This window comes from Rathayibacter sp. AY1B7 (assembly GCF_002932735.1).
Lineage (GTDB): Bacteria > Actinomycetota > Actinomycetes > Actinomycetales > Microbacteriaceae > Rathayibacter.
The window spans coordinates 57,517-80,183 of the sequence record NZ_PSWK01000017.1 but is presented as its reverse complement, the minus strand read 5'-3'; the positions used below and the strand labels follow the sequence as shown (position 1 = coordinate 80,183).

Below are 22,667 nucleotides of genomic sequence, written 5' to 3'. Positions count from 1 at the left end.
TCGTTCGTGGGTCGGTGCGCCGTGCCCGGCCCACCGACCCACGAACGAAGGACGAAGCCACCTGTGGCCGATCACTACGAAGTGCTGGGCGTCGACCGCGACGCCTCCGCCGACGAGATCAAGAAGGCGTACCGCCGACTCGCCCGCGAGCTGCACCCCGACGTCAACCCGAGCGCGGACGCCTCCGAGCGCTTCAAGCTCGTCACGCACGCCTACGACGTCCTGAGCGACGCCCAGCAGCGGGCGCAGTACGACCGCGGGCCCCAGGAGGGCTTCGGCGGCGGCGGCCAGGGCTTCGGCGGGTTCGGCGACATCTTCGAGACCTTCTTCGGGCAGGGCGCGCAGGGCTCGTCCCGCGGGCCGCGCTCCCGCCGCGAGCGCGGCCAGGACGCCCTGCTGCGCGTGGAGGTCTCGCTCGACGAGGTCATCTTCGGCACCCACCGCGACCTCGAGGTCGACACGGCGGTGCTCTGCGAGACGTGCCAGGGCTCGTGCTGCCAGCCCGGCACCTCGCCGGTGACCTGCGACATCTGCCACGGCTCCGGCCAGATCCAGCGCACGGTCCGCTCGCTCCTGGGCAACGTGATGACGGCGAGCCCCTGCGGCACCTGCCGCGGCTACGGCACCGTCATCGCGACCCCCTGCTCCACCTGCCAGGGCCAGGGACGCGTCCGCGCCCGCCGCACCATCCCCGTCGACGTCCCCGCGGGAGTCGACACGGGCCTGCGCCTGCAGATGCCCGGCAGCGGCGAGGTCGGCCCGGCCGGCGGCCCCAACGGCGACCTGTACCTCGAGATCAAGGTCAAGCACCACGACGTCTTCAGCCGCAACGGCGACGACCTGCTCTGCACCCTCGAGGTGCAGATGACGGACGCGATCCTCGGCTCCACGGCGTCGCTCAAGGCGCTCGACGGCGACATCGAGATCGAGATCAAGCCGGGCACGCAGAGCACCGAGATCGTCACGATCAAGGGACGCGGAGTCACGCGCCTGCGGGGCAGCGGACGCGGCGACCTCCGCATCGGCATCCAGGTCGTCACCCCGACGAAGCTGGGCCACCGCGAGCGGGAGCTGGTCCAGGAGCTCGCGAAGCACTACAAGCCGCAGAAGCCCGCGCTGACCCACTTCCAGCAGGGCCTGTTCTCCAAGCTCCGCGACCGCTTCCTGGGCTGAGCCCGTGGCGCACCACTACATCGACGAGTCGCTGGACTCCGGCGGCTTCGTCGTCGGGGGCCGGCTCGCGCTCACCGGCGCGGAGGCACGGCACGCCGCAACCGTCAGCCGGATCCGCGCGGGCGAGAGCGTCCGGGTCGGTGACGGGCGCGGACTCGTCGCGACCGCGGTCGTCGAGAGCGCGGAGCCGGCGCGAGTGGTGCTCGTCGTGGAGTCGATGCAGGAGTCCCCGGTTCCGTCCCCGCGCCTTGTCCTCGTCCAGGCCCTCGCGAAGGGCGACCGCGACGAGCTCGCCGTGCAGGCGGCGACCGAGCTCGGGGTGGACGAGGTCGTCCCGTGGCAGGCCGCGCGGTCGATCTCGCGGTGGTCGGGCCCGAAGGAGGAGAAGGGGCGCGAGCGCTGGCGGGCCATCGTGCGCGAGGCGAGCAAGCAGTCGCTGCGCCCCCGGGTGCCCGAGGTCGCGCCGCTCGAGCAGGTGCGCGGTCTCGTCGCGCGCGCCGCGACGTCCCGCGTGCTGGTCCTCGAGCCCTCGGCGCAGGCGCGGCTCTCCCAGGTGGTCCCGGACGGACGCGACCTGGTGCTCGTCGTCGGGCCCGAGGGCGGCATCGCTCCGGAGGAGCTGCGGCTGCTCGCGGAGGCGGGCGCCGAGGCCGTCGCGCTCGGCGACTCCGTCTTGCGCACCTCGACCGCAGGTCCCGCTGCCATCGCCGTCCTCTCGGCCCGCCTGGGCCGCTGGTGACGCTCCTCCACAGCCGCCTCGGGGCGCCGGAGCAGGGTGCCGTGGGCGAACGCGGCGCCCGTCGCGCACGGGCCCCGTTTAAGATGAGTGCATGAGCGAACCTACCGTCTTCACGCGCATCGTCCAGGGCGAGATCCCGGCCGATGTGGTGTTCGAGAACGAGCGCATCCTCGCGATCACCGACATCGAGCCGAAGGCGCCCGTCCACCTCCTCGTCTTCCCGAAGACCCAGGAGCACGCCACGGTCGCCGCCCTCGCCGCCGCCGATCCCGCCCTGCTCGCCGAGATGGTGCAGGTCGCCCAGTCGCTCGCCGACGCCCACAGCAACGGTCAGTTCCGCCTCGTCTTCAACTCCGGCGAAGAGGCGGGCCAGACCGTGTTCCACGTGCACGCCCACGTCCTGGGCGGCCACCAGACGGAAGGCTCCCTTGCCACCGGTTGAGAACACGGGCGCGAGCCCCGACGAGCGTCCCGCCCCCGGCGCGGACGCGTCCGAGACGACGCGGCGCGTCGTCGCCGTCGACGGAGTCGCGATGGTGCGCCTCCTCGGACCCCAGGACCGCCTCATCCGAGCGGTCGAAGGACGATTCCCCGATGTCCGGGTGCACGTGCGCGGCAACGAGGTGACGCTCGACGGCGAGCGCGAGCCCGTCGCCGCGGCGACGCGCCTGGTGGAAGAACTGGTGCGCATGACCGCGAGCGGGCACGATCTCGACCCGGAGGGCGTGCGCGAGTCCGCCCGCATCCTGCAGAACGGCGGGCCGGTGAGCCCGGCCGAGGCGTTCGGCCAGGCCATCCTCACGGCACGCGGACGGAGCGTGAGGCCCAAGACGCTCGGGCAGCGCGAGTACGTCGACGCGGTCGATCAGAACACCATCGTCTTCGGCATCGGCCCGGCCGGAACCGGCAAGACCTACCTGGCGATGGCGAAGGCCGTGCAGTCGCTGCAGCGCAAGGAGGTCGAGCGGATCATCCTGACCCGCCCGGCGGTCGAGGCGGGGGAGCGGCTGGGCTACCTGCCCGGCTCGCTCACCGACAAGATCGACCCGTACTTGCGCCCGCTCTACGACGCGCTGAACGAGATGATGGACCCCGAGATCGTCCCGAAGCTGCTCGCGGCCGGCACGATCGAGGTCGCGCCGCTCGCCTACATGCGCGGGCGCACGCTCAACAACTCGTTCGTCGTGCTCGACGAGGCGCAGAACACGACGCCCGAGCAGATGAAGATGTTCCTCACCCGCCTCGGCTTCGGCTCCAAGATGGTCGTCACCGGCGACATCACCCAGGTCGACCTGCCGACCGGCGCGAGCGGACTCCGCCTCGTGACGCGCGTGCTCGACGGCATCGACGACATCCACTTCTCGCGCCTGACCAGCGAGGACGTGGTGCGCCACAGCCTGGTCGGCCGCATCGTGGACGCGTACACCGAGTACGACCAGCAGAAGCAGGCGCAGCACTTCGAGCGCGAGCAGGCCCGGGAGTTCGCGAACCGCGCCGAGCGCCGCGGCCAGGCCGCCCGCCCGCCCGGCGACCGCCAGCCTCCGCGCGGCTGAGCCCGCCCGCCCCTCCCGAACCGAAGGAAGACCCGCCCCCGTGAGCATCGAGATCAACAACGAGTCGAGCGTCCTCGTCGACGAGGCCGCCCTGCTGCGCCTCGCCGGCTACGCGCTCGACTCGCTCCACGTGCACCCCGACGCCGAGCTCGCGATCGTGCTGGTCGACGAGGGCGCGATGGAGCAGCTGCACGTGCAGTGGATGGACGAGCCGGGACCGACCGACGTGCTCAGCTTCCCGATGGACGAGCTGCGTCCCGGGACCGAGGACGAGCAGACCCCCGCGGGGCTCCTCGGTGACATCGTGCTCTGCCCGCAGGTCGCGCAGTCCCAGGCCGAGTCGGCCGGCCACTCCGTGCTCGACGAGCTGCAGCTGCTGACCGCCCACGGGCTCCTGCACCTGCTCGGCTTCGATCACGCCGAGCCGGAGGAGGAGCGCGAGATGTTCGGCATCCAGCGCGACATCCTGGTCGGCTTCCACATCAGCGAGCGACGCCGCTAGAGCGCGCAGTGCCCACTCTCCAGCTCCTCATCGCCGCCCTCGCGCTCGTCGCCGTCGGCGGCTGGTTCGCCGCGACCGACGCCGCACTCGGCGTCCTCTCGCGCAGCGACCTGCTCGACATGGCCCAGCACTCCCGCAGCGCCCGCGCTCTCCGCGCGATCGCGGGCGACATGAGCGCCCACGTCAACGTCGTCAACTTCTCGCGGATCGCGGCCGAGACGACGGCCGCGGTGTTCGTCACCACGGTGCTGGTCGTCGAGGTCCCGCAGCTCTGGCTCGCGCTCCTGCTGGCGGTCCTGATCATGGCGGCGGTCTCGTTCGTCCTGGTCGGCTCCAGCCCCCGCAGCGTCGGGCGCGCCAACGCCCGCGCGGTCCTGTCCACCAGCGCCTCGCTCGTGCACGTGCTCCGGCTCGCGCTGGGTCCGGTCGCGCACGGGCTCGTGGCACTCGGCAACCGGGTGACGCCGGGGACCGGGCGCTCGGCGGGGTTCTCCTCCGAGGAGCAGCTGCTCAGCATGGTCGACGAGGCGACCGAGCAGGACGTGCTCGAGCAGGACGACCGCGAGCTGATCCACTCGATCTTCGAGTTCAACGACACCTTCGTCCGCGAGGTGATGGTGCCCCGCACCGACATGGTGACGATCGAGGCGACCTCCTCCGTCGGCGCCGGCATGGGGCTCCTGCTGAGCCGCGGCATCTCCCGGCTCCCCGTCATCGGCGACGGCGTCGACGACGTCCTCGGCGTGCTCTACCTGCGCGACGTGGCCCGGCACACCTACGAGCGGCCGGACGACGACGACACGGTCGCCGATCTCGCGCGCCCCGCGCTGTTCGTGCCCGAGTCGAAGAAGGCCGACGAGCTGCTCCGCCAGATGCAGCTCGAGTCCAACCACCTCGCGATGGTGGTCGACGAGTACGGCGGCATCGCGGGCCTGGTGACGCTGGAGGACCTCATCGAGGAGCTCGTCGGCGACATCTCCGACGAGTACGACCGCGAGGTCGACCTCTTCGAGGAGACGGCGCCCGGGGTCTACCGCGTCTCGGCGCGCCTGCCGGTGGACGAGCTCGGCGAGCTGTTCGAGCTCGACCTCGAGGACGACGACGTCGACTCGGTCGGCGGACTGCTGACCAAGGCCTACGGGCGCCTCCCCGAGCGCGGCGCGACGGCGCGGATCGGCGGAGTGCTGCTCGAGGCCGAGCAGGCGGACCCGCGCCGTGGGACCATCTCCACGGTGATCGTCCGCCGCGATCCCGATCTGGACACCGCCGGCGAGCCCGGCACCGGCCCCGTCGCGATCATCGCGGACGGCGGCACCACCACCCCCAGCCCGAGCACGGCTCCCACCCGCGGAGCCACGGGCGATCAGCACGAGGACGCACGATGACCGACACCACTCCCGCCGCCGCACCCTACCGGGCGGGCTTCGTGTCCTTCGTCGGCCGCCCGAACGTGGGCAAGTCGACGCTCACGAACGCCCTCGTCGGCGAGAAGATCGCCATCACGAGCTCGAAGCCCCAGACCACGCGGCGCGCTATCCGCGGCGTGGTGCACCGCACCGACGGCCAGCTGATCGTCGTCGACACCCCCGGCATCCACCGGCCGCGCACGCTCCTCGGAGAGCGGCTGAACTCGCTCGTCACCTCGACCCTCGGCGACGTCGACGTCATCGGGATGCTGTTCCCCGCGGACGAGCCGATCGGCCCGGGAGACCGCTTCATCAACGAGCAGCTCGACTCCTTCCCGCGCGCTCGGAAGGTCGCGATCGTCTCGAAGGTCGACCTCTCCTCGAAGAAGTCCGTGGCGAAGCAGCTGCTCGCCGTCTCGGAGCTGCGCGAGTGGGACACGATCGTGCCGATCTCGGCCGTGACCGAGGAGCAGCTGGACGTCCTGGCCGTCGAGCTCCTGCGCCTGATGCCGGTCTCGCCCGCCCTCTACCCGGAGGAGGCGGTGACCGACGAGGACCTGTCCTCGCGGATCGCCGAGTTCATCCGCGAGGCCGCTCTCGAGGGCGTCTCGGACGAGCTGCCGCACTCCCTCGCCGTGACGCTCGACGACATGGTCGAGCGCGAGGACGGCTCGCTGATCGACATCTACGCCAACGTCTTCGTGGAGCGCGACAGCCAGAAGGGCATCATCATCGGCAAGGGCGGCCAGCGCCTGCGCGAGGTGGGAGCCGTCTCCCGCGAGCAGATCGAGCGCCTGCTGGGCCGTCGCGTGTTCCTCTCCATCCGGGTGAAGGTCGCCAAGGAGTGGCAGCGCGACCCGAAGCTGCTGGGGCGCCTGGGCTTCTGACGCCGGAGGACGACGGCGGTCACCCTCCAGGACGACGCCCCCGGGCGCGCGGACCCGTAGCGTGGTCCTCATGCGCGCCCTCCTCGACCGACCGGCGGCCCTGCCGATCGCCGGGGCGCTGCTCGCCGCCCTCCACCTGCTGCTCGGGCTCACCGGGGTCACTCCGACCGAGCGGATCGCCGGCGGCCTCGTGCTCGCGCTGGCCCTCGCCGTCGCGGGATTCCTGCCCGCGCTCGCCCCCTCGCTCGTCGCGGTCGGCGCGCTCGCCGACGGAGGCGTCCTGCTCGGCGGCGTCCCCGTCGACGGGGTGCTCGTCGGCCTGGTCGTCCTCTGGCAGACGACCCGCCGGGTGGGCCCCTGGACCCGTGCCCTGGCGCTCGCGGGCGGCCTGATCCTCGCCGGGATCGGCGGCGTCACCGTAGCGCTCGGCCTCTCCGGCCCGCTCGATCCGTCCGGGCTCCCGGCGCGCGTGGAGTTCGTGGTCCTCGCCCTGGTCGCCCTCGCGGTCGCCTCCGTGCTCGGTGCGGCGAAGGTCCTCGTGTACCTCAACGCGCTGCGGGCGCCGGTCCTCGCGGGCGATCGGATCGACGCGCTGCTGAACCGGGTCGCCGGTCCGCAGGACCCCTTCGCGGTGGGGGTCGCCGGTGGTCAGGCGCTGGTGCTCCTCCTCGTCGCCGGCCTCCCGTTCGCCGGGGTGGACGGCGCGATGCAGCTGCTGGTCGCGGGCGTGCTCGCGGTCGCGCTGGTGCTGCACCGGCGGTCCCCGGTCCTCGCCCTCTCGATCGCCTGGGCCGGTGCCGCCCTCCAGATGAGCGCGAGCCTCGCTCCCGGACCCGCGGATCTGGCCATCCTGGCCGTCCTCTTCGGCGCCGGCGCGTCGGAGTCGCGGCGGGTGCGGATCGCGGGCGCGGTGTCGGCCGTCCTCGGCGCCGTGGTCGCCGTCGTCTACCTCGTCCTGGTCTTCGACCTCGTCGCGAGCGCCTACGACGGCCTGCTGTCGGCCGGCGCCACCTTCGGCGGGATCCTCGCGACGCTCGGCCTCTCCTGGACCATCGGACTGCTCTCCCGCTCGGTCCGCCGGGCGCGGGAGGGCCAGACCCTGCGCGCGCAAGCCGAGCAGGAGCGCGCGCGGGCGCAGCGCGAGCTCGACACCGTGGAGGAGCGCAACCGGATCGCCCGCGACATGCACGACGTCGTCGCCCACTCCCTCGCCGTCGTGATCGCGCAGGCCGACGGCGCGCGCTACCTCGGCGCCACCAGCCCCGAGCAGACCGACGCCGCGCTGCTGACCATCTCCTCCGTCGCCCGGGACGCCCTCGGCGACGTGCGCGTGCTCCTCGCCCAGCTGCGGCACTCGCAGAGCGACGGCCCGCAGCCCGGCGCCCGCGACCTGCCGGCCCTCCTCGACAGCGTGGGCGGAGCCGGAGCCCCCGTCCGCGCCGAGCTCGCCGTCGACCTGGAGGCGGTGCCGCGCGCCGTCGGTCTGGCCCTGTACCGCATCGCCCAGGAGGCGACCACGAACGCTCTCCGCCACGGCCGCCCGGGCTCGCCGCTCGACATCGCCCTGCGCCAGGACGGCGGCGAGCTCGCCCTGACTGTGCGCAACGCCCGGTGCGCCGACGTCGAGCGCGACTCCCTGCCGGGCGAGGGCCACGGATTGGTCGGCATGCGCGAGCGCGCCGCGCTCGTCGGGGGAGTGCTCGCCGCCGGCCCGGTCGGGGACGACTTCGTCGTCGACGCGCGCCTGCCCTCCTCCCCGTCCCTCGCCCGCACCGCCCCACCCCTCGCCTCCGGAGGCAGCCCCGCATGACCGACACCATCCGCCTCGTCCTCGTCGACGACCAGGCCCTCTTCCGCGCCGGCATCCGCATGCTGCTCGGCTCGCAGCCCGATCTCGAGGTGGTCGGCGAGGCCTCCGACGGAGCGGAGGGCGCGGAGCTGGTCGCGCGGCTGGCCCCCGACGTCGTGCTGATGGACATCCGGATGCCGGGCGTCGACGGGATCGAGTCGACCCGGCGGATCCTCGCGGACGCGCAGGAGCGGCGGGTCCAGCCTCCGCGCATCCTCGTGCTGACCACCTTCGACCTCGACGAGGCGGCCGCGCGCGCCATCCGGGCGGGCGCGAGCGGCTTCCTCCTGAAGGACACGGAGCCCGGCTTCCTCCTCGCCTCCGTCCGCACCGTGCACGCGGGGACCGCCGTGGTCGCCGCCTCCGCGACCCGCGAGCTCTTCGAGCACTTCGGGGCGGCGGGCAGCGGACGCGAGACCCCGCCCGCCTTCGCGACCCTCACCGACCGCGAGCGCGAGATCTTCCACCTGGCCGCGCGGGGGATGAGCAACACCGAGATCGCGCGGGCCGAGTTCCTGAGCGAGGCGACGGTGAAGACGCACATCAGCCGCACCCTCGGCAAGCTCGGCCTGCGCGACCGCGTGCAGCTGGTGGTCTACGCCTACGAGAACGGCCTGGTCTCCTAGCGCGGGACGCCGGGGTGACGCGCCGCGGGGGCGGTGCTACCCTGACCGGGTGCGCTTCGGACAGCTCCTCCTTCTCCGCCGCGACGAGATCTGATCCTCAGGCCATCCTCGTCGCGGAGTCCGTCGTCGGCTGAACCATCCCTCGCCCGCGAGGTCGATCCGCATCCGGATCCCCGCGAGACCGCCCGACCGGCACCGCCCACCAGCGGAGCCGCACGCGAGCGGGATCGGTCACGAGCGAGAACAGACACGTGCGCACCACTGCGCCGGGAGAGCACCTCATGCTGAACAACCAGAAGCCGTCGCCCATGCCGATCGGCAAGTACCGTCCCTTCCACGAGCTGATCGCCGTGGACCTGCCCGACCGCACCTGGCCGTCGAAGCGCATCACGACCGCGCCCCGCTGGTGCGCCGTGGACCTCCGCGACGGCAACCAGGCGCTCATCGACCCGATGAGCCCCGAGCGCAAGCGCATCATGTTCGATCTGCTGGTCCGGATGGGCTACAAGGAGATCGAGGTCGGGTTCCCGAGCGCGAGCCAGACCGACTTCGACTTCGTGCGCAGCCTCATCGAGGAGGGCGCGATCCCCGAGGACGTCACCATCCAGGTGCTGACCCAGGCCCGCGACCACCTGATCGAGCGCACCTACGAGTCGATCCGCGGCGCGCGCCAGGCGATCGTGCACCTCTACAACTCCACGAGCGTGCTGCAGCGCGAGGTCGTGTTCCGCAAGGACCGTCAGGGCATCATCGACATCGCGCTGGCCGGCGCCCGCAAGTGCCGCGAGATGGAGTCGACCGTCCCCGGCACGGCCGTCTACTACGAGTACTCGCCCGAGAGCTACACCGGCACCGAGCTCGACTTCGCCCGCGAGATCTGCGATCGCGTCGTCGAGGTCTTCGAGCCGACTCCCGAGCGCAAGGTCATCCTGAACCTGCCCGCCACCGTCGAGATGGCCACCCCGAACGTCTACGCCGACTCGATCGAGTGGATGAGCCGCAACCTCGCGCAGCGCGAGAACATCGTGCTGTCGCTGCACCCCCACAACGACCGCGGCACGGCCGTGGCGGCCGCCGAGCTGGGCTACCTGGCCGGCGCGGACCGGATCGAGGGCTGCCTCTTCGGCAACGGCGAGCGCACCGGCAACGTCGATCTGGTCGCGCTGGGCGTGAACCTGTTCACCCAGGGGATCGACCCGCAGATCGACTTCAGCGACATGGACGGCATCAAGCGCACCGCCGAGTACTGCAACCAGCTGCCCGTGCCCGAGCGCAGCCCCTGGGCGGGCGACCTGGTCTTCACCGCCTTCAGCGGCTCGCACCAGGACGCCATCAAGAAGGGCTTCGAGGCGATGCAGGCCGAGGCCGAGCGGACCGGCCGCAGCGTCGACGAGCTCACCTGGGCCGTGCCCTACCTGCCGGTGGACCCGAAGGACCTGGGCCGCTCCTACGAGGCGGTCATCCGCGTCAACTCGCAGTCCGGCAAGGGCGGAGTCGCGTACCTGCTGAAGACGGACCACGCGCTCGACCTGCCGCGCCGACTGCAGATCGAGTTCTCGGGCGTCGTGCAGGCCAAGACCGACGCCGAGGGCGGCGAGGTCACGAGCGAGCAGATCTGGACGGTGTTCCAGGACGAGTACCTGCCCGCGCCCGCCGAGCGCGCCGACGAGAAGTGGGGCCGCTTCGAGCTGCTGCGCACGAACACGTCGAGCGATCTGGGCGGCAGCATCGCGCTGGACGCGGTCCTCCGGGTGGGCGACGAGCGCGTCTCGGCCAGCTCGCGGGGCAACGGCCCGATCAACGCCTTCGAGGCCGTGCTGGAGCAGCAGGGCGTCGAGGTCCGGGTCCTCGACTACGTCGAGCACGCGCTCAGCGCCGGCGGCGACGCGCTGGCCGCCTCCTACGTCGAGTGCACGGTGAACGGCCGCACCCTGTGGGGCGTGGGCGTGGACGCCGACATCTCGACCGCCTCCCTCAAGGCCATCGTCTCGGCCGTCAACCGCGCCCTGCGCGAGGAGGTCCCGGTCCGCGAGCTGGCCGGCGCCTCCGCCTGATCGGGCCCGATCCCCGCCGGGGGAGCCGTGATGCGTCGCGGCTCCCCCGGCGTTCCCGTGCGCGGACCGCGCGGGACTCCGCTCCCTGCGTCCGGGTCGGCCGCCGCTAGGTCCGGCGGCGCCAGCGCAGGCGCGGCACCCCGCTGAGCGCGCGCTGCTCGGGCAGGCTCCAGCCGTAGCGGACCGCGAGCAGGCGGATGACCGTGGTCACGCCCACCGCGAGCGGCGCGGCGAAGTCGATCGTCACTCCGAAGCGCAGCGTGAGGACCAGGACGCCGGTGCCCACCGAGGCGGCGACCGCGTAGAGCGAGCCGACGTGCATCAGCGCGATCGGCCGGTTCAGCAGGATGTCGCGGACGACGGATCCGCCGACGGCCGAGACGGTGCCGACGAACACGGCCGGCACCTCCGGCACGCCGAGCGACAGGGCCTTCGTGGTGCCGATCGCGCCGAAGAGCCCGAGGGTCAGCGCGTCGAGGGCGGTGATCGTCCCGTCGACCCGGTTCAGCAGGTGCTGGAGCAGCATCCCGAGCAGGGAGGCGGTCACCGCGACGATCAGGTACGCGTCGGTGTGCAGGGCCACCAGGGGCGTCTGGAGCAGCAGATCGCGGAGCACGCCGCCGCCGAGGCCGGTGGCCGTGCCGATGATCGTGACGCCGAGCAGGTCGATCCGGCGGTCGCGGAACTCGCCCGCGAACATCGCGCCCTGGAGGCAGCCGATGGCGATCGCGAGCAGGTCGGCCCAGGCCGGGATCTCGAAGAGGGAGGCTGCCACCCGGACATCGTTCCACGGCGCGGGCCCTGCTCCGGCCGGGCTGCCAGCCGGGTGTCGGGGGTCGGGGGGATAATCGGAGGATGCCCACCTATCGCGACGAAGCCGTGGTGCTCCGCACGCACAAGCTGGGCGAGGCCGACCGCATCGTGACGCTGCTCTCGCGCAGCCACGGCAAGATCCGCGCGGTGGCGAAGGGCGTTCGCAAGACCGGCTCCAAGTTCGGCTCGCGGCTCGAGCCGTTCATGGTCGCCGACCTGCAGCTCTACGAGGGCCGGAGCCTCGACATCGTCACGCAGGCCGAGTCGCTCGGCGCCTACGGTGCGCTGATCGCCGCCGACTACGACAGCTACACGGCGGCGAGCGCGATGGTCGAGACGGCGGACCGCCTCACCGACGCGGACGCCTCCCTGCAGCAGTACCTGCTGCTCGTCGGGGCCCTGCGATCGCTCTCGAAGCACGAGCACGAGCCGGTGCTGACGCTCGACTCCTACCTCCTGCGGGCGCTCTCGATCGCGGGCTGGGCGCCCAGCTTCGAGGACTGCGCGCGCTGCGGCGCCCCCGGGCCCCACGGCGCGGTCGTGGTGCAGCTCGGAGGCGTCGTCTGCGCCGACTGCACGCCGCCCGGAGCACCGCGGGTCGCTCCGGAGGTCGTGGTCCTGCTGGGTGCGCTGCTCACGGGAGACTGGGCCCACGCCGAGACCACCGAGCCGACCACGCGGTCGCGGGCGAGCGGAGTGGTCGCCGCCTACACGCAGTTCCACCTCGAACGCGGTCTGAGATCCCTGGAGCACGTCACCCGATGAAGCCCTTCACACACAAGGACGCCGAGCCGTACCGCCCCCTCGACTGGACCGGGATCCATCCGCCCGCGATCCCGCGGAAGGCCGTTCCGGGGCACGTCGCCATCGTGATGGACGGCAACGGCCGCTGGGCGAACTCCCGCGGCCTGACGCGGATCGAGGGGCACAAGCGCGGCGAGACAACGCTGCTGGACGTCGTGGCCGGAGCGATCCAGATCGGCGTGAAGCACCTCAGCGTCTACGCGTTCTCGACCGAGAACTGGAAGCGCTCGCCCGAGGAGGTGCGCTTCCTGATGGGCTTCAACCGCGACGTGCTGCACCGCCGCCGCGATCAGCTCAACGAGTGGGGCGTGCGCATCCGCTGGGCCGGCCGAAAGCCGCGCCTGTGGGCGTCGGTGATCAACGAGCTGCAGTTCGCCGAGCGGATGACCGCGGGCAACGACGTGCTCACTCTCACCATGTGCGTCAACTACGGCGGGCGCACCGAGATCGCCGACGCGGTGCAGCGGCTCGCCGCCGAGGTCCAGGCGGGGCGGCTCAAGCCCTCCGGCATCTCCGAGAAGACCATCGCCAAGGCGCTCTACGTCCCCGAGATGCCGGACGTCGACCTCTTCGTGCGCTCCTCCGGCGAGCAGCGCACCAGCAACTTCCTGCTCTGGCAGAGCGCCTACGCCGAGATGGTGTTCCTCGACCGGCTCTGGCCGGACTTCACGCGGACCGACCTCTGGGACGCGATCGAGCACTACTCCGGCCGCTCCCGCCGCTTCGGCGGCGCGGTCGACGTGCCGGGGGCCTCCTCGTGATCCGGGCCGGGATCGTCGGCTTCGGGCTCGCCGGCAGCGTCTTCCACGGTCCGTTCCTCGCGGCCGACCCGGCGTTCGAGGTCGTCGCCGTCTCCACCCGCGACGCCGGTCGGAGGGCCGCGACCGCCGCCGCGCATCCGGACGCCCGGATCGTGCCCGACCTCGACGCGGTGCTCGCCGAGCGGCCGGAGCTGGTCGTGCTCGCCTCGCCGCCGTCGGTGCACCGGGAGCAGGCCGTCCGGGTGCTCGAGGCCGGCGTCGCCGTCGTGATCGACAAGCCCTTCGCACCGAGCGCGGCCGACGCGGACGCGATCATCGCCGCCTCCGAGCGGAGCGGTGCGCCCGTCTTCGTCTTCCAGAACCGGCGCTGGGACGCCGATCTGCTCACACTCCGCCGCCTCCTGGGCGAAGGGGTCCTCGGCGAGGTCCTCCGCTTCGAGTCGACCTTCGAGCGCTGGAGCGCGCCGAAGACGGGCCGGTGGCAGAGCGAGACGGGTCCGGCCGAGGGCGGCGGGATCCTCTTCGATCTCGGCAGCCACCTGGTCGACCAGGCGCTGCTGCTGTTCGGCCCGGCGGTCGTCACGGCGGCCGAGACCCGGACCGTCCACGAGGGCTCCGCGAGCGAGGACGACGCGTTCGTCTCGCTCCTGCATCACAGCGGCGTCCGCTCCCACCTCACCATGAGCCGCGTCGCCCGGGCGACCGGCCCCCGCTTCCGCGTGCTCGGCACCCGCGCCGCCTTCAGCGTCGACGGTCTCGATCCGCAGGAGACCGCGCTCCGCACCGGCGGCGCCCGACCGGACGACGACGGCTTCGGCGAGGTCGCGCCGGAGGGATGGGGCGTCCTCGTCGACGACTCCGGCGCACACCCCGTGCCGAGTGAGCGGGGACGCTACGCCGCGTTCCTCGAGCAGGTCGCGCGGTCGCTCCAGGACGGCGCTCCCTCGCCGGTCGACGTCCGCGAGGCCCGCGAGGTCGTCGCCGTGCTCGAGCAGGCGCACGCCCTCGCCGCCCGCTGACCGGGCCCGCCGCCGACGCGCCCGGTCGCTCCCCGGTCTTGGCGATCCGGCTCCGGAGCGTCATCCTCGAGAGGTGAGCACCGCACTGCCGAACTCCGCCGACCTGCGCGCGCGCTTCGCCGGTGCCCGCGGCTACCACAACGCCTGCACCCTCGGCCTGCCGCCGCGGGAGACCGTCGAGGCGCTGCGGGCGGACCTCGACGGCTGGTCGTCCGGGGAGAGCACGGCCGCCGCCTACGGCGCTGTCGCCGAGCGCGCGCGTGCCTCGTTCGCCGCGATCTCCGGCGTCCCGGTCGACCGGGTCGCCATCGGCTCGCAGACCTCCGCCATGGCCGCCGTGCTCGCCGCCTCGCTGCCCGACGGGGCCCGTGTGCTCTGCGTGGACGGCGACTTCTCCTCCATCGTGTTCCCCTTCCTCGCCCAGGCGCACCGCGGAGTGACCGTGCGCTCCGTCGCGCTCGAGGCGCTGGCCGACTCCGTCGAGGACGGGGACGACCTCGTCGTCTTCTCCGCCGTGCAGTCCAGCAGCGGAGCGCTCGCCGATCTCGACGCCGTCCTCGAGGCGGCCGCGCGCCACGGAGTGCGGACCGCGTGCGACCTCACGCAGGCGGCCGGCGTCCTGCCGGTCGACGCCTCCCGCTTCGACGCGACCCTCACCCACGCCTACAAGTGGCTGTGCTCGCCGCGCGGAGTGGCGTTCCTCACCGTCTCGCCCGCCTACGCGGCCGAGCTCGTCCCCGTGCAGGCGGGCTGGTACTCGGGGGAGGACGTGTGGTCGTCCTGCTACGGACCGGCCATGCACCTGGCCGAGAACGCCCGCCGCTTCGACGTCTCGCCGGCCTGGCAGGCGTTCGCCGGCGCCGAGGCGTCGCTCGCTCTGTTCCGCTCGCTCGACCTCGACGCGGTCTGGGCGCACGCCTCCGGCCTCGGCGACCTGCTGTGCGAGCGGCTGGACCGGGAGCCTCAGCACCGGGCGCTGGTGTCCTGGCCGGACGAGGGGGGAGCGGACCTGGAGCTGCTGCAGGCCGCGGGTCTGCGCGTCTCGGGCCGCGGCGGCCGGCTCCGCATCGCCTTCCACCTCTGGAACGACGAGTCCGACGTGGACGAGCTCGTCCGCGTGCTGCGGGAATAGCGGGGCGCCCCCTCCGTTGTCCTGGGGGTGAGTGCTGAGCCGAGCCCCCTGTCCGTCGACGTCTGGTCCGACATCGCCTGCCCCTGGTGCTACATCGGGAAGCGCCGGTTCGAGCGCGGGCTCGAGGCCTTCCGCGCGGCGCACCCCGAGGCTCCGGAGGTCGTCGTGGAGTACCGCAGCTTCGAGCTCTCGCCGGACACGCCGGAGGACTACCGCGGGGGAGAGGCGGCGTTCCTCGCCGAGCACAAGGGCATCCCGGAGGCGCAGGCGCAGCAGATGCTCGACTCCGTCACGGCGATCGCGGCGAGTGTCGGCCTCGACTACCACTTCGAGTCGGTGCGCCACGTCAAGACGGTCACCGCCCACCAGGCGCTCCACCACGCCAAGGAGAACGGACTGCAGCTCGAGCTCGTCGAGCGTCTCCTGAGCGCGTACTTCGTCGAGGGCCGCGACCTGGCCGATCCGGAAGTGCTCGCCTCGCTCGCCGGCGAGGTCGGGCTCGACCCGGCGGAGACGCGCCGCGCTCTCGAGGACCGGCGCTACCTCGGGCGGGTGCAGTCCGACATCGCCCAGGCCCGCGAGTACGGGATCTCGGGGGTGCCGTTCTTCGTCCTCGACGGGCGCTTCGGCGTCTCCGGCGCCCAGGAGCCGGCGGCGTTCACCGAGGTCCTCGAGCACGTGCTGGAGCAGCGGGCGGCCGTCGCGTGAGCGGGCCGTTCGAGATGCTCGGCGACTCCGGCGGGCCGCTGTGCGAGGACGGCGTCTGCGCCGTGCCGCAGGCCGCGGAAGCGCAGGCCGAGGTGCCGCCGATCAGCGCGGAGGCTCCTCCACGGTGATGTCGGCCACGGTCGCGCCGTAGGCGGCCACGAGGGCGTCCGCGTCGACGAAGGCGCTGCGCCCGTCGGCGCCGGCTCCCATCGCCACGCGGCGGCCGAGGATCCGCTCGTCGGCGTAGACCGGCCAGGCCGTCGTGGAGCCGATCGGGGTGATGGTGCCGCGCCGGTAGCCGGTCGCCTCGAGGGCGGCCGTCTCGTCCGGGAGGCGGAGCTTGTTCACTCCGACCACCGCGCGCAGCTTCGGCCACGCGATCTGCCGCCCGCCGGGGACGAGGGCGAACAGGTAGCCGCCGTCGTGGCGCTTCACCACGAGCGACTTCACGATGTAGCCGGGCTCGATGCCGAGCAGCGTGGCCGCCTCGTGCAGGCTGCCGGCAGCGGGCCTCTCCACGATCTCGACCGCCAGGCCGCGGGCGGACGCGTCCGCCTCCAGCCGCTGCGAACCGTCCTCCACAGGTGTGCTCCCGTTCATCTCTCCACCTCTCAGCTCGTCACTCCGCCTTCCCCAACACAGGATCTGGGAGAATCGATACCGATGTCCTCCACTCTCACGGCCGCCCCGCCCGCGCGCACCGCGCCGGCGCTCCGGATCGGCCCCCTCGAACTCGACGCGCCGGTGGTGCTCGCCCCCATGGCGGGCATCACCAACACGGCGTTCCGCCGCCTCTGCCGCGAGTTCGGCAACGGCCTCTACGTGAGCGAGATGATCACCTCCCGCGCGCTCGTCGAGCGCACGCCGGAGTCGATGCGCCTCATCCGCCACCACCCCAGCGAGTCGGTGCGCTCGATCCAGCTCTACGGAGTGGACCCGGTCACGGTCGCCGAGGCGGTCACCATGCTCGTCGCCGAGGACCGGGCCGACCACATCGACCTCAACTTCGGCTGCCCCGTGCCCAAGGTCACCCGGAAGGGCGGGGGAGCGGCCCTGCCGTGGAAGCTCCCGCTGTTCCGGCAGATCGTCGAGGGCGCCGTGAAGGCCGCCGGCGACGTCCCGCTCACCGTCAAGATGCGCAAGGGCATCGACCCGGACCACCTCACCTACCTCGAGGCCGCCCGTGCCGCCGAGGGCGCCGGAGTCGCGTCGATCGCGCTGCACGCGCGCACCGCCTCCGAGTTCTACAGCGGGCACGCCGACTGGTCGGCGATCGCCACGCTCAAGGAGACGGTCACGAGCGTGCCCGTGCTGGGCAACGGCGACATCTGGTCGGCCGAGGACGCGCTGCGGATGATGGCCGAGACGGGCTGCGACGGAGTCGTCGTGGGTCGCGGCTGCCTCGGGCGTCCCTGGCTCTTCGGCGACCTCGCCGCCGCGTTCGCCGGCTCCGACGAGCGGTTCCGCCCCTCGCTCGGGCAGGTCGCCGAGGCGTTCCGACGCCACGCGGAGCTGCTCGTCGACTTCTTCGAGAGCGAGGAGCGCGGCTGCCGCGACATCCGCAAGCACGTCGCCTGGTACTTCAAGGGCTACGCCGTCGGCGGCGACCTCCGCGCTCGCCTGGCCACCGTCGAGTCGCTCGCGCAGCTCGACGAGCTCCTGGCGACGCTCGACTGGACGCAGCCCTACCCGGGCGAGGCGGCCGAGGGGCAGCGGGGCCGCGCCGGCTCGCCCAAGGTCCCCTCCCTCCCGGACCGCTGGCTCGAGTCCCGCGAGCTCGACGCCGGGCAGCGCGACGCGGTCTCGGCCGCCGAGATCCACAACAGCGGTGGATGACCGCGCGCTCTGGGGGTACTCGCTCGTCGACACCGAGCGATTCCTGCCGGAGGACCACTCGACCCGCCGCTCCGACTTCGCCCGCGACCGCGCCCGGCTCTTCCACTCCAGCGCGCTCCGCCGCCTGGCCGCGAAGACCCAGGTGCTCAGCCCCACGGCGGGCGTCGACTTCGCGCGCAACCGCCTGACCCACTCGCTCGAGGTGGCGCAGATCGGCAGGGAGCTCGCCACGAGCCTCGACCTCGACCCCGACGTCGTCGACACGGCCTGCCTCGCGCACGACATCGGGCATCCGCCGTTCGGGCACAACGGCGAGCGCGCGCTCAACACCTGGGCCGAGGGGATCGGCGGCTTCGAAGGCAACGCGCAGACCTTCCGGCTGCTCACGCGGCTCGAGCCGAAGGTGTTCGGCGACGACGCCCGCCCCTACGGGCTGAACCTCACCCGCGCCAGCATCGACGCGAGCTGCAAGTACCCCTGGCCCGACACGCGCTCGGTCGCGGACCCGTCGGGGCGCGCCAAGTTCGGCTTCTACGCCGACGACGCCCCCGCGTTCGCCTGGATGCGCGAGGGCGCCCCCGAGGGGGTGCGCTGCATCGAGGCCGAGGTGATGGACCTCTCGGACGACATCGCCTACTCCGTGCACGACTTCGAGGACGCGGTGGTCTCCGGCTACATCGACGTCGAAGCACTCGGCTCCCGCGCCGACCACGAGGACCTCGTGCAGTCGATGCACTCCTGGGTCGGCGGGGAGGTCGGACACGACGAGCTCGTCGCCGCCTTCGACCGTCTCGACTCGCTCGACGTGTGGGTCTCCTCCTGGGACGGCTCCCGCCGCGACCAGGCCCGGCTCAAGAACCTCACCAGCCAGCTCATCGGCCGCTTCGCCGCCGCCGCCACCGACGCCACCCGCGAGGCGTACCAGCACCCCGACCTCGTCCGCTTCGGCGGCCACGTCGTCGTCCCCCGCGAGCAGCAGGCCGAGATCGCCGTGCTCAAGGGGATCGTCGCGACGTTCGTGATGTCGCGGAACACCCGCCAGCCCATCTACGCCCAGCAGCGCGAAGTCCTCACCCGCCTCGCCGACACCCTCCTCGACCGCGGCCCGGGAACCCTCGAGCCCGGCTTCGCCGAGGACTGGCACGCCGCCCCCGACGACGACGCCCGCCGCCGCGTCGTCGTCGACCAGGTCGCCAACCTCACCGACCAGAGCGCCCTCGCCTGGTTCGAGAGGCTGTGCTGATGCGCTGAGCCGGGCGGCGCCCGGCTCAGCTGTGCCGCCGGTCCCTGCTCGGCGTCACCGCGGTCGGCTTGTCGAGGTGGTGCGTTCCAGGGAGCGGGGTGCGTCCGCCTGAGGCGATCCGCTGTTACGCGGATCGTCCGTTCGGCGGTGCTCGATTGCACGCCGGTCCTCGCCCGGCGTGGCGCGGTCGGCTTCTCGGGGTGGTGCGGTTCGTGGAGCGGGGTGCGTCCGCCTAGGGCGATCCGCTGGCACGCGGATCGGCCGTTCGGCGGTGCCGGTGCACGCCGGTCACCGCCAGGCGTCACCGCGGTCGGCTTGTCGGGGTGGTGCGTTTCGTAATGCGGGGTGCGTCCGCCTAGGGCGATCCGCTGGGACGCGGATCGGCCGTTCAGCGGTGCCGGGGCACGCCGGTTACCGCCAGGCGTCACCGCGGTCGGCTTGTCGGGGTGGTGGGTTCCAGGGAGCCGGGTGCGTCGTCTGAGGCGATGTGCTGGTGTGCGGGTCGGCCGGTCGGCTCGGAGGGCGGGGAGGGCACCGCACCGCGAGGCGCGGAGGGGCGCGGGGCGGCGGGTACGGTGAGGGCGTGGGAGCGGAGCGGACACGGCAGCGGATCCTCGAGGCGGCGACGGAGGAGTTCGCGGCGCACGGGCTGGCGGGAGCGCGGGTCGACCGCATCGCGGCACGGTCGGGGATGAGCAAGCCGATGCTGTACTCGCACCGGCTGACGGCGCGCGACGCCGTCGCCGCCGTCGTCCGCGTCAGTGCGGAGGGGTACTCCGCGCCCGGCACTCCTGCCGGCTGCTTCGTGCTGAGCGAGCCGCGGCTCGAGGCCCGTCGCCGCGAGATGGAGGCGCTCGTCGCCGCACGAGTCGAGCGCGGGATCGAGGAGGGCGACGTGCCGCCGGAGACGGACGCCGGATCCGTCGCCGCCTTCGTCGTCGCCGTGCTCAGCGGGATGTCGACGCAGGCCCGCGACGGAGCACCGGCGGACCGCATCGCGGTCATCGGCGAGCTCGCACTCGGCGCGCTGCCGGCGGCCACGGGCGTGCGAGCCGCAGGGCGCACGCCGGGAGCTCCCGGATGAGGCCGCGTCGGCCCCGTCTCGGCCTCCTCGCCCTGGTCGTCGCGGGGCTGCTGCTGATCCAGCCCGCCGCGGCCTCGGCGGCACCGCTGCTCCCTCCCGCGAACGGCGTCCTCGACTACCAGCTGGGAGGCGCCTACGCTCCGGCGTCGAGCGTCACCATCGTCGACCGCGACCGCACGGACGCGCCCGCCGCCGGCCGCTACAGCATCTGCTACGTGAACGCCTTCCAGACCCAGCCCGGCGAGACCGCCGCCTTCGCGAAGCGGCACCCCGAGCTCCTGGTGAGGCGAGCGGACGGGAAGCCCCTCGCCGATCCGGGCTGGCCGGACGAGTACCTCTTCGACGTCTCGACCGCCGCGAAGCGGACCGCTCTGCTCGCGATCGTCGGCGCCTGGATCGACGGCTGCGCCGAGGACGGCTTCGACGCCGTCGAGGCCGATAATCTGGACAGCTACACCCGCTCGGGCGGGAGGCTGACGAAGTCGCAGGCGCTGGCGTTCGCCACCCTCCTGACGGCGCGCGCTCACCGCTCCGGCCTGGCGATCGGCCAGAAGAACGGAGCCGATCTCGCCGCTGCCGGGAAGAGGACGGTCGGCTTCGACTTCGCCGTCGTCGAGGAGTGCCAGGTCTACGACGAGTGCGCGGCGTACACGGACGTCTACGGGCGCCAGGTCTACGAGATCGAGTACACCGACAACGGCCGGTCCGCCTACTCCGAGGCCTGCGCCGCGCAGGGCCGGAGCATCTCGGTCACCCTCCGCGACCGCGACGTCGTCCCCCGTGGCGCAGCGGGCTACGTGAACCGGCACTGCTGACGCCGGGGGGCCGCTACCGCAGGGCTCCCAGCACGACGGCCGCGGCGCGGGCGACCAGCGCGTCGTCGTAGTCCGCCTCGGGGTCGTTGCGCGCCGAGAGGATCGACAGCACGACCGCGTCCCGCCCGGGAGGCGTCACCACGGCGACGTCGTTGCGGATCCCCCCGGCGCCCCCGGACTTGTCCGCGACGCTCCAGCCGGCCGGAGCGCCCGACCGGACGAGAGTGTCGCCGGTCGCGTTGCCGCTCATCCAGTCGAGCAGGAGTGCCCGGTCCTCCGCGGACAGCACGTCACCCGTGGCGACAGCGGCGAGGTCGGCCGTGAACGCGGCCGGGGTGGTGGTGTCCTCGGTGCTGCCGGGCTCGATCGTGTTCAGCGCGGGCTCCTCGTTCACCACCTCGGTGGTGGTGTCGCCGAGAGCCTCCAGTCCTCGGTCGAGGGCGGAGGGTCCGCCGAGGCGCCGGAGCACGAGGTTCAGAGCTGTGCTGTCGCTCCGGCGGACGGCCGCCTCGGCGAGCTGCGACAGCGGCAGGCCGGTGGCGGTGCTCTCCTCCGTGACGGGGGAGTAGCCCGCCGCCTCGACGTCGGCGACGGTCCAGGTGACCACCTCGTCCCGCTCGGCGGCGGGGACGGTGCGCAGGAACTCCGCCGCGGCGAGGGCTTTGAGGCTCGAGGCGAAGCCGAAGCGCTCGTCGGCCCGGTGATCGACCCGGCGACCCGAGCCGGTGTCGACGGCGCTGACGCCGATCCGGGCGTCGAACTCGTTCTCGAGCGCGGCCAGCTCGGCGGAGACGTCGATCGGAGGAGGGATGGCGGAGGATGTCGACGACGGCACGGAGGCGGACGACGGCGGCGCGACCGGGGTGTCCGCCGTGGTGGTGCACCCTGCGAGGGCCAGGAGGAGGGCGGAACCCGCGAGTGCGCGGAGGGTCCGCGACGACCCTCTCGAACGGTTCACAGCGCGGAGTAGACGACGGAGAAGGCGACGGCGGCCGCCGCGGTGACGCCGAGCGCCGCGAGCGAGACGAGTGCCCGCGGCCTCCTCCGCACGACGGCCAGGACGAGGAAGCCCGCGCCCAGGACGATCTGGAGCCACCAGTACACCGGACTCGTGGTGTCGGCGACCGCGCTCAGCGCCCAGACGCCCTCGCCGATCAGCACGCCCGAGAGCGGCGCGACAGCCAGAACGCGCCAGGTCCTCGAGCCGTGGAGGGTGAGTGCGGCGGCGGCCCCCAGGAGCGGCCCGGCAGGGACGGCGAGCAGCCAGAAGACGTCCGTGAAGGGTGGCGAGTAGCCGAAGCCGCGCGCCGCGGTCACCAGGTCGTAGCCCTCGAGCAGTGCCCAGAAGCTCAGCAGGCCGAGCGCGGCCGCCGCCGCCGGTCGGGCGCCGCCGAGGCGCACGAGCGCGAACACGAGCATGGACCAGCCGCCGGAGGAGTTGGCGAACGAGCTCACCGACGGCGGGAGGGAGCCCTGCAGCAGGCTGGTGAGCCCGCCCAGGACGAGACCGCCGAGCAGGGCGACGAGCAGAGCACGCAGGAGAGGCGGGCGGGAGGCGGCAGGGGGCATGGGTCGATTCTCGGAGACGGCGGGCCGGTGCGGATCAGGGATGACCCTGATCTCGGGGTGCGGGTGGATCACAGGTCTCGGGGTGATCCGCGCC

23 protein-coding genes are annotated in these 22,667 nt (G+C 73.1%); 19 read left to right on the top strand and 4 right to left on the bottom strand.

Translation table 11 applies throughout. The features are described from left to right. The first annotated feature begins 63 nt into the window (after positions 1-63). The 10 genes from dnaJ (at position 64) to leuA (ending at position 10,789) form a co-directional block, all read left to right on the top strand. Entirely contained in the window at positions 64-1,173 is a 1,110-nt protein-coding gene (gene dnaJ / locus C5C95_RS10870) for a molecular chaperone DnaJ (protein WP_104225203.1), read from the top strand. A gap of 4 nt (positions 1,174-1,177) precedes the next feature. After that, positions 1,178-1,912 (top strand): 16S rRNA (uracil(1498)-N(3))-methyltransferase, encoded by a 735-nt coding sequence (locus C5C95_RS10865; protein WP_104248360.1) that lies wholly within the window; start codon positions 1,178-1,180, stop codon positions 1,910-1,912. Positions 1,913-2,003: 91 nt separating this feature from the next. Further along, complete coding sequence (locus tag C5C95_RS10860) at positions 2,004-2,354, top strand: HIT domain-containing protein (RefSeq protein ID WP_104225201.1); 351 nt, start codon at positions 2,004-2,006, stop codon at positions 2,352-2,354. Positions 2,355-2,445: 91 nt separating this feature from the next. Next, positions 2,446-3,465: a PhoH family protein gene (locus C5C95_RS10855; RefSeq protein ID WP_104225204.1), complete on the top strand. Its 1,020-nt coding sequence runs from the start codon at positions 2,446-2,448 to the stop codon at positions 3,463-3,465. A gap of 40 nt (positions 3,466-3,505) precedes the next feature. After that, complete coding sequence (gene ybeY, locus C5C95_RS10850) at positions 3,506-3,967, top strand: rRNA maturation RNase YbeY (protein WP_104324425.1); 462 nt, start codon at positions 3,506-3,508, stop codon at positions 3,965-3,967. An 8-nt stretch (positions 3,968-3,975) separates the two neighbouring features. After that, complete coding sequence (locus C5C95_RS10845) at positions 3,976-5,352, top strand: hemolysin family protein (RefSeq protein ID WP_104223425.1); 1,377 nt, start codon at positions 3,976-3,978, stop codon at positions 5,350-5,352. Next, entirely contained in the window at positions 5,349-6,260 is a 912-nt protein-coding gene (gene era, locus C5C95_RS10840) for a GTPase Era (protein ID WP_104223426.1), read from the top strand. Before C5C95_RS10845 ends, era begins: the two co-directional genes overlap by 4 nt. Before the next feature lie 70 nt (positions 6,261-6,330). Continuing rightward, positions 6,331-8,070, top strand: a complete 1,740-nt coding sequence (locus C5C95_RS10835; RefSeq protein WP_146078832.1) for a sensor histidine kinase — start codon at positions 6,331-6,333, stop codon at positions 8,068-8,070. Beyond that, positions 8,067-8,735 (top strand): response regulator transcription factor, encoded by a 669-nt coding sequence (locus C5C95_RS10830; RefSeq protein ID WP_104226697.1) that lies wholly within the window; start codon positions 8,067-8,069, stop codon positions 8,733-8,735. The genes C5C95_RS10835 and C5C95_RS10830 overlap by 4 nt, the downstream gene beginning before the upstream one ends. Before the next feature lie 281 nt (positions 8,736-9,016). Next, positions 9,017-10,789 (top strand): 2-isopropylmalate synthase, encoded by a 1,773-nt coding sequence (gene leuA, locus C5C95_RS10825; protein WP_104238221.1) that lies wholly within the window; start codon positions 9,017-9,019, stop codon positions 10,787-10,789. A 106-nt stretch (positions 10,790-10,895) separates the two neighbouring features. Here the strand turns inward: leuA and C5C95_RS10820 are convergent, their stop codons facing one another. Continuing rightward, on the bottom strand, positions 10,896-11,564 hold the full coding sequence (locus C5C95_RS10820) for a trimeric intracellular cation channel family protein (RefSeq protein WP_104273600.1): 669 nt from the start codon (positions 11,562-11,564) through the stop codon (positions 10,896-10,898). An 80-nt stretch (positions 11,565-11,644) separates the two neighbouring features. Here C5C95_RS10820 and recO point away from each other — a divergent pair, with 80 nt between their 5' ends. The 5 genes from recO (at position 11,645) to C5C95_RS10795 (ending at position 16,026) form a co-directional block, all read left to right on the top strand. Further along, positions 11,645-12,367, top strand: a complete 723-nt coding sequence (gene recO, locus C5C95_RS10815; RefSeq protein ID WP_104223431.1) for a DNA repair protein RecO — start codon at positions 11,645-11,647, stop codon at positions 12,365-12,367. After that, positions 12,364-13,167: an isoprenyl transferase gene (locus C5C95_RS10810; RefSeq protein WP_104324424.1), complete on the top strand. Its 804-nt coding sequence runs from the start codon at positions 12,364-12,366 to the stop codon at positions 13,165-13,167. The genes recO and C5C95_RS10810 overlap by 4 nt, the downstream gene beginning before the upstream one ends. After that, on the top strand, positions 13,164-14,186 hold the full coding sequence (locus C5C95_RS10805) for a Gfo/Idh/MocA family oxidoreductase (protein ID WP_104324423.1): 1,023 nt from the start codon (positions 13,164-13,166) through the stop codon (positions 14,184-14,186). Before C5C95_RS10810 ends, C5C95_RS10805 begins: the two co-directional genes overlap by 4 nt. A gap of 73 nt (positions 14,187-14,259) precedes the next feature. Further along, positions 14,260-15,318, top strand: a complete 1,059-nt coding sequence (locus C5C95_RS10800) for an aminotransferase class V-fold PLP-dependent enzyme (RefSeq protein WP_104324422.1) — start codon at positions 14,260-14,262, stop codon at positions 15,316-15,318. 27 nt (positions 15,319-15,345) lie between these two features. Then, positions 15,346-16,026: a DsbA family protein gene (locus C5C95_RS10795; RefSeq protein WP_104238217.1), complete on the top strand. Its 681-nt coding sequence runs from the start codon at positions 15,346-15,348 to the stop codon at positions 16,024-16,026. A 102-nt stretch (positions 16,027-16,128) separates the two neighbouring features. Here the strand turns inward: C5C95_RS10795 and C5C95_RS10790 are convergent, their stop codons facing one another. Further along, a complete protein-coding gene (locus C5C95_RS10790) occupies positions 16,129-16,626 on the bottom strand; it encodes an aminoacyl-tRNA deacylase (protein ID WP_104324421.1) in 498 nt (165 codons plus the stop codon). Positions 16,627-16,689: 63 nt separating this feature from the next. Between C5C95_RS10790 and dusB the strand changes: the two genes are divergently transcribed. From dusB to C5C95_RS10770, 4 genes are all read left to right on the top strand, one after another. Next, a complete protein-coding gene (gene dusB, locus C5C95_RS10785) occupies positions 16,690-17,862 on the top strand; it encodes a tRNA dihydrouridine synthase DusB (RefSeq protein WP_104223437.1) in 1,173 nt (390 codons plus the stop codon). Beyond that, positions 17,855-19,105, top strand: coding sequence for a deoxyguanosinetriphosphate triphosphohydrolase (locus C5C95_RS10780; protein ID WP_104319924.1), 1,251 nt, complete (start codon positions 17,855-17,857; stop codon positions 19,103-19,105). The genes dusB and C5C95_RS10780 overlap by 8 nt, the downstream gene beginning before the upstream one ends. A gap of 583 nt (positions 19,106-19,688) precedes the next feature. Continuing rightward, the gene (locus C5C95_RS17845; RefSeq protein WP_181125655.1) at positions 19,689-20,189 is read left to right on the top strand and encodes a TetR family transcriptional regulator; all 501 of its coding nucleotides are present in this window, start codon (positions 19,689-19,691) and stop codon (positions 20,187-20,189) included. Next, positions 20,186-21,004: an endo alpha-1,4 polygalactosaminidase gene (locus C5C95_RS10770; protein WP_104324419.1), complete on the top strand. Its 819-nt coding sequence runs from the start codon at positions 20,186-20,188 to the stop codon at positions 21,002-21,004. Before C5C95_RS17845 ends, C5C95_RS10770 begins: the two co-directional genes overlap by 4 nt. A 13-nt stretch (positions 21,005-21,017) precedes the next feature. Here C5C95_RS10770 and bla read toward each other — a convergent pair whose 3' ends face one another. Together bla and C5C95_RS10760 are read right to left on the bottom strand one after the other, a co-directional pair. Then, positions 21,018-21,962: a class A beta-lactamase gene (gene bla / locus C5C95_RS10765; RefSeq protein WP_104324418.1), complete on the bottom strand. Its 945-nt coding sequence runs from the start codon at positions 21,960-21,962 to the stop codon at positions 21,018-21,020. Further along, entirely contained in the window at positions 21,959-22,573 is a 615-nt protein-coding gene (locus tag C5C95_RS10760; RefSeq protein WP_104324417.1) for a DUF6518 family protein, read from the bottom strand. Before C5C95_RS10760 ends, bla begins: the two co-directional genes overlap by 4 nt. Positions 22,574-22,667 lie beyond the last annotated feature (94 nt).

Excerpts from the sequence above, each read along its gene's own strand:
- C5C95_RS10860 (WP_104225201.1), top strand. The coding sequence starts at position 2,004 with ATGAGCGAACCTACCGTCTTCACGCGCATCGTCCAGGGCGAGATCCCG.
- recO (WP_104223431.1), top strand. The coding sequence starts at position 11,645 with ATGCCCACCTATCGCGACGAAGCCGTGGTGCTCCGCACGCACAAGCTG.
- leuA (WP_104238221.1), top strand. The coding sequence starts at position 9,017 with ATGCTGAACAACCAGAAGCCGTCGCCCATGCCGATCGGCAAGTACCGT.
- C5C95_RS10855 (WP_104225204.1), top strand. The coding sequence starts at position 2,446 with ATGGTGCGCCTCCTCGGACCCCAGGACCGCCTCATCCGAGCGGTCGAA.
- C5C95_RS10760 (WP_104324417.1), bottom strand. The coding sequence starts at position 22,573 with ATGCCCCCTGCCGCCTCCCGCCCGCCTCTCCTGCGTGCTCTGCTCGTC.
- C5C95_RS10770 (WP_104324419.1), top strand. The coding sequence starts at position 20,186 with ATGAGGCCGCGTCGGCCCCGTCTCGGCCTCCTCGCCCTGGTCGTCGCG.
- C5C95_RS10810 (WP_104324424.1), top strand. The coding sequence starts at position 12,364 with ATGAAGCCCTTCACACACAAGGACGCCGAGCCGTACCGCCCCCTCGAC.
- era (WP_104223426.1), top strand. The coding sequence starts at position 5,349 with ATGACCGACACCACTCCCGCCGCCGCACCCTACCGGGCGGGCTTCGTG.
- C5C95_RS10835 (WP_146078832.1), top strand. The coding sequence starts at position 6,331 with ATGCGCGCCCTCCTCGACCGACCGGCGGCCCTGCCGATCGCCGGGGCG.
- dusB (WP_104223437.1), top strand. The coding sequence starts at position 16,690 with ATGTCCTCCACTCTCACGGCCGCCCCGCCCGCGCGCACCGCGCCGGCG.
- C5C95_RS10830 (WP_104226697.1), top strand. The coding sequence starts at position 8,067 with ATGACCGACACCATCCGCCTCGTCCTCGTCGACGACCAGGCCCTCTTC.
- C5C95_RS10790 (WP_104324421.1), bottom strand. The coding sequence starts at position 16,626 with ATGAACGGGAGCACACCTGTGGAGGACGGTTCGCAGCGGCTGGAGGCG.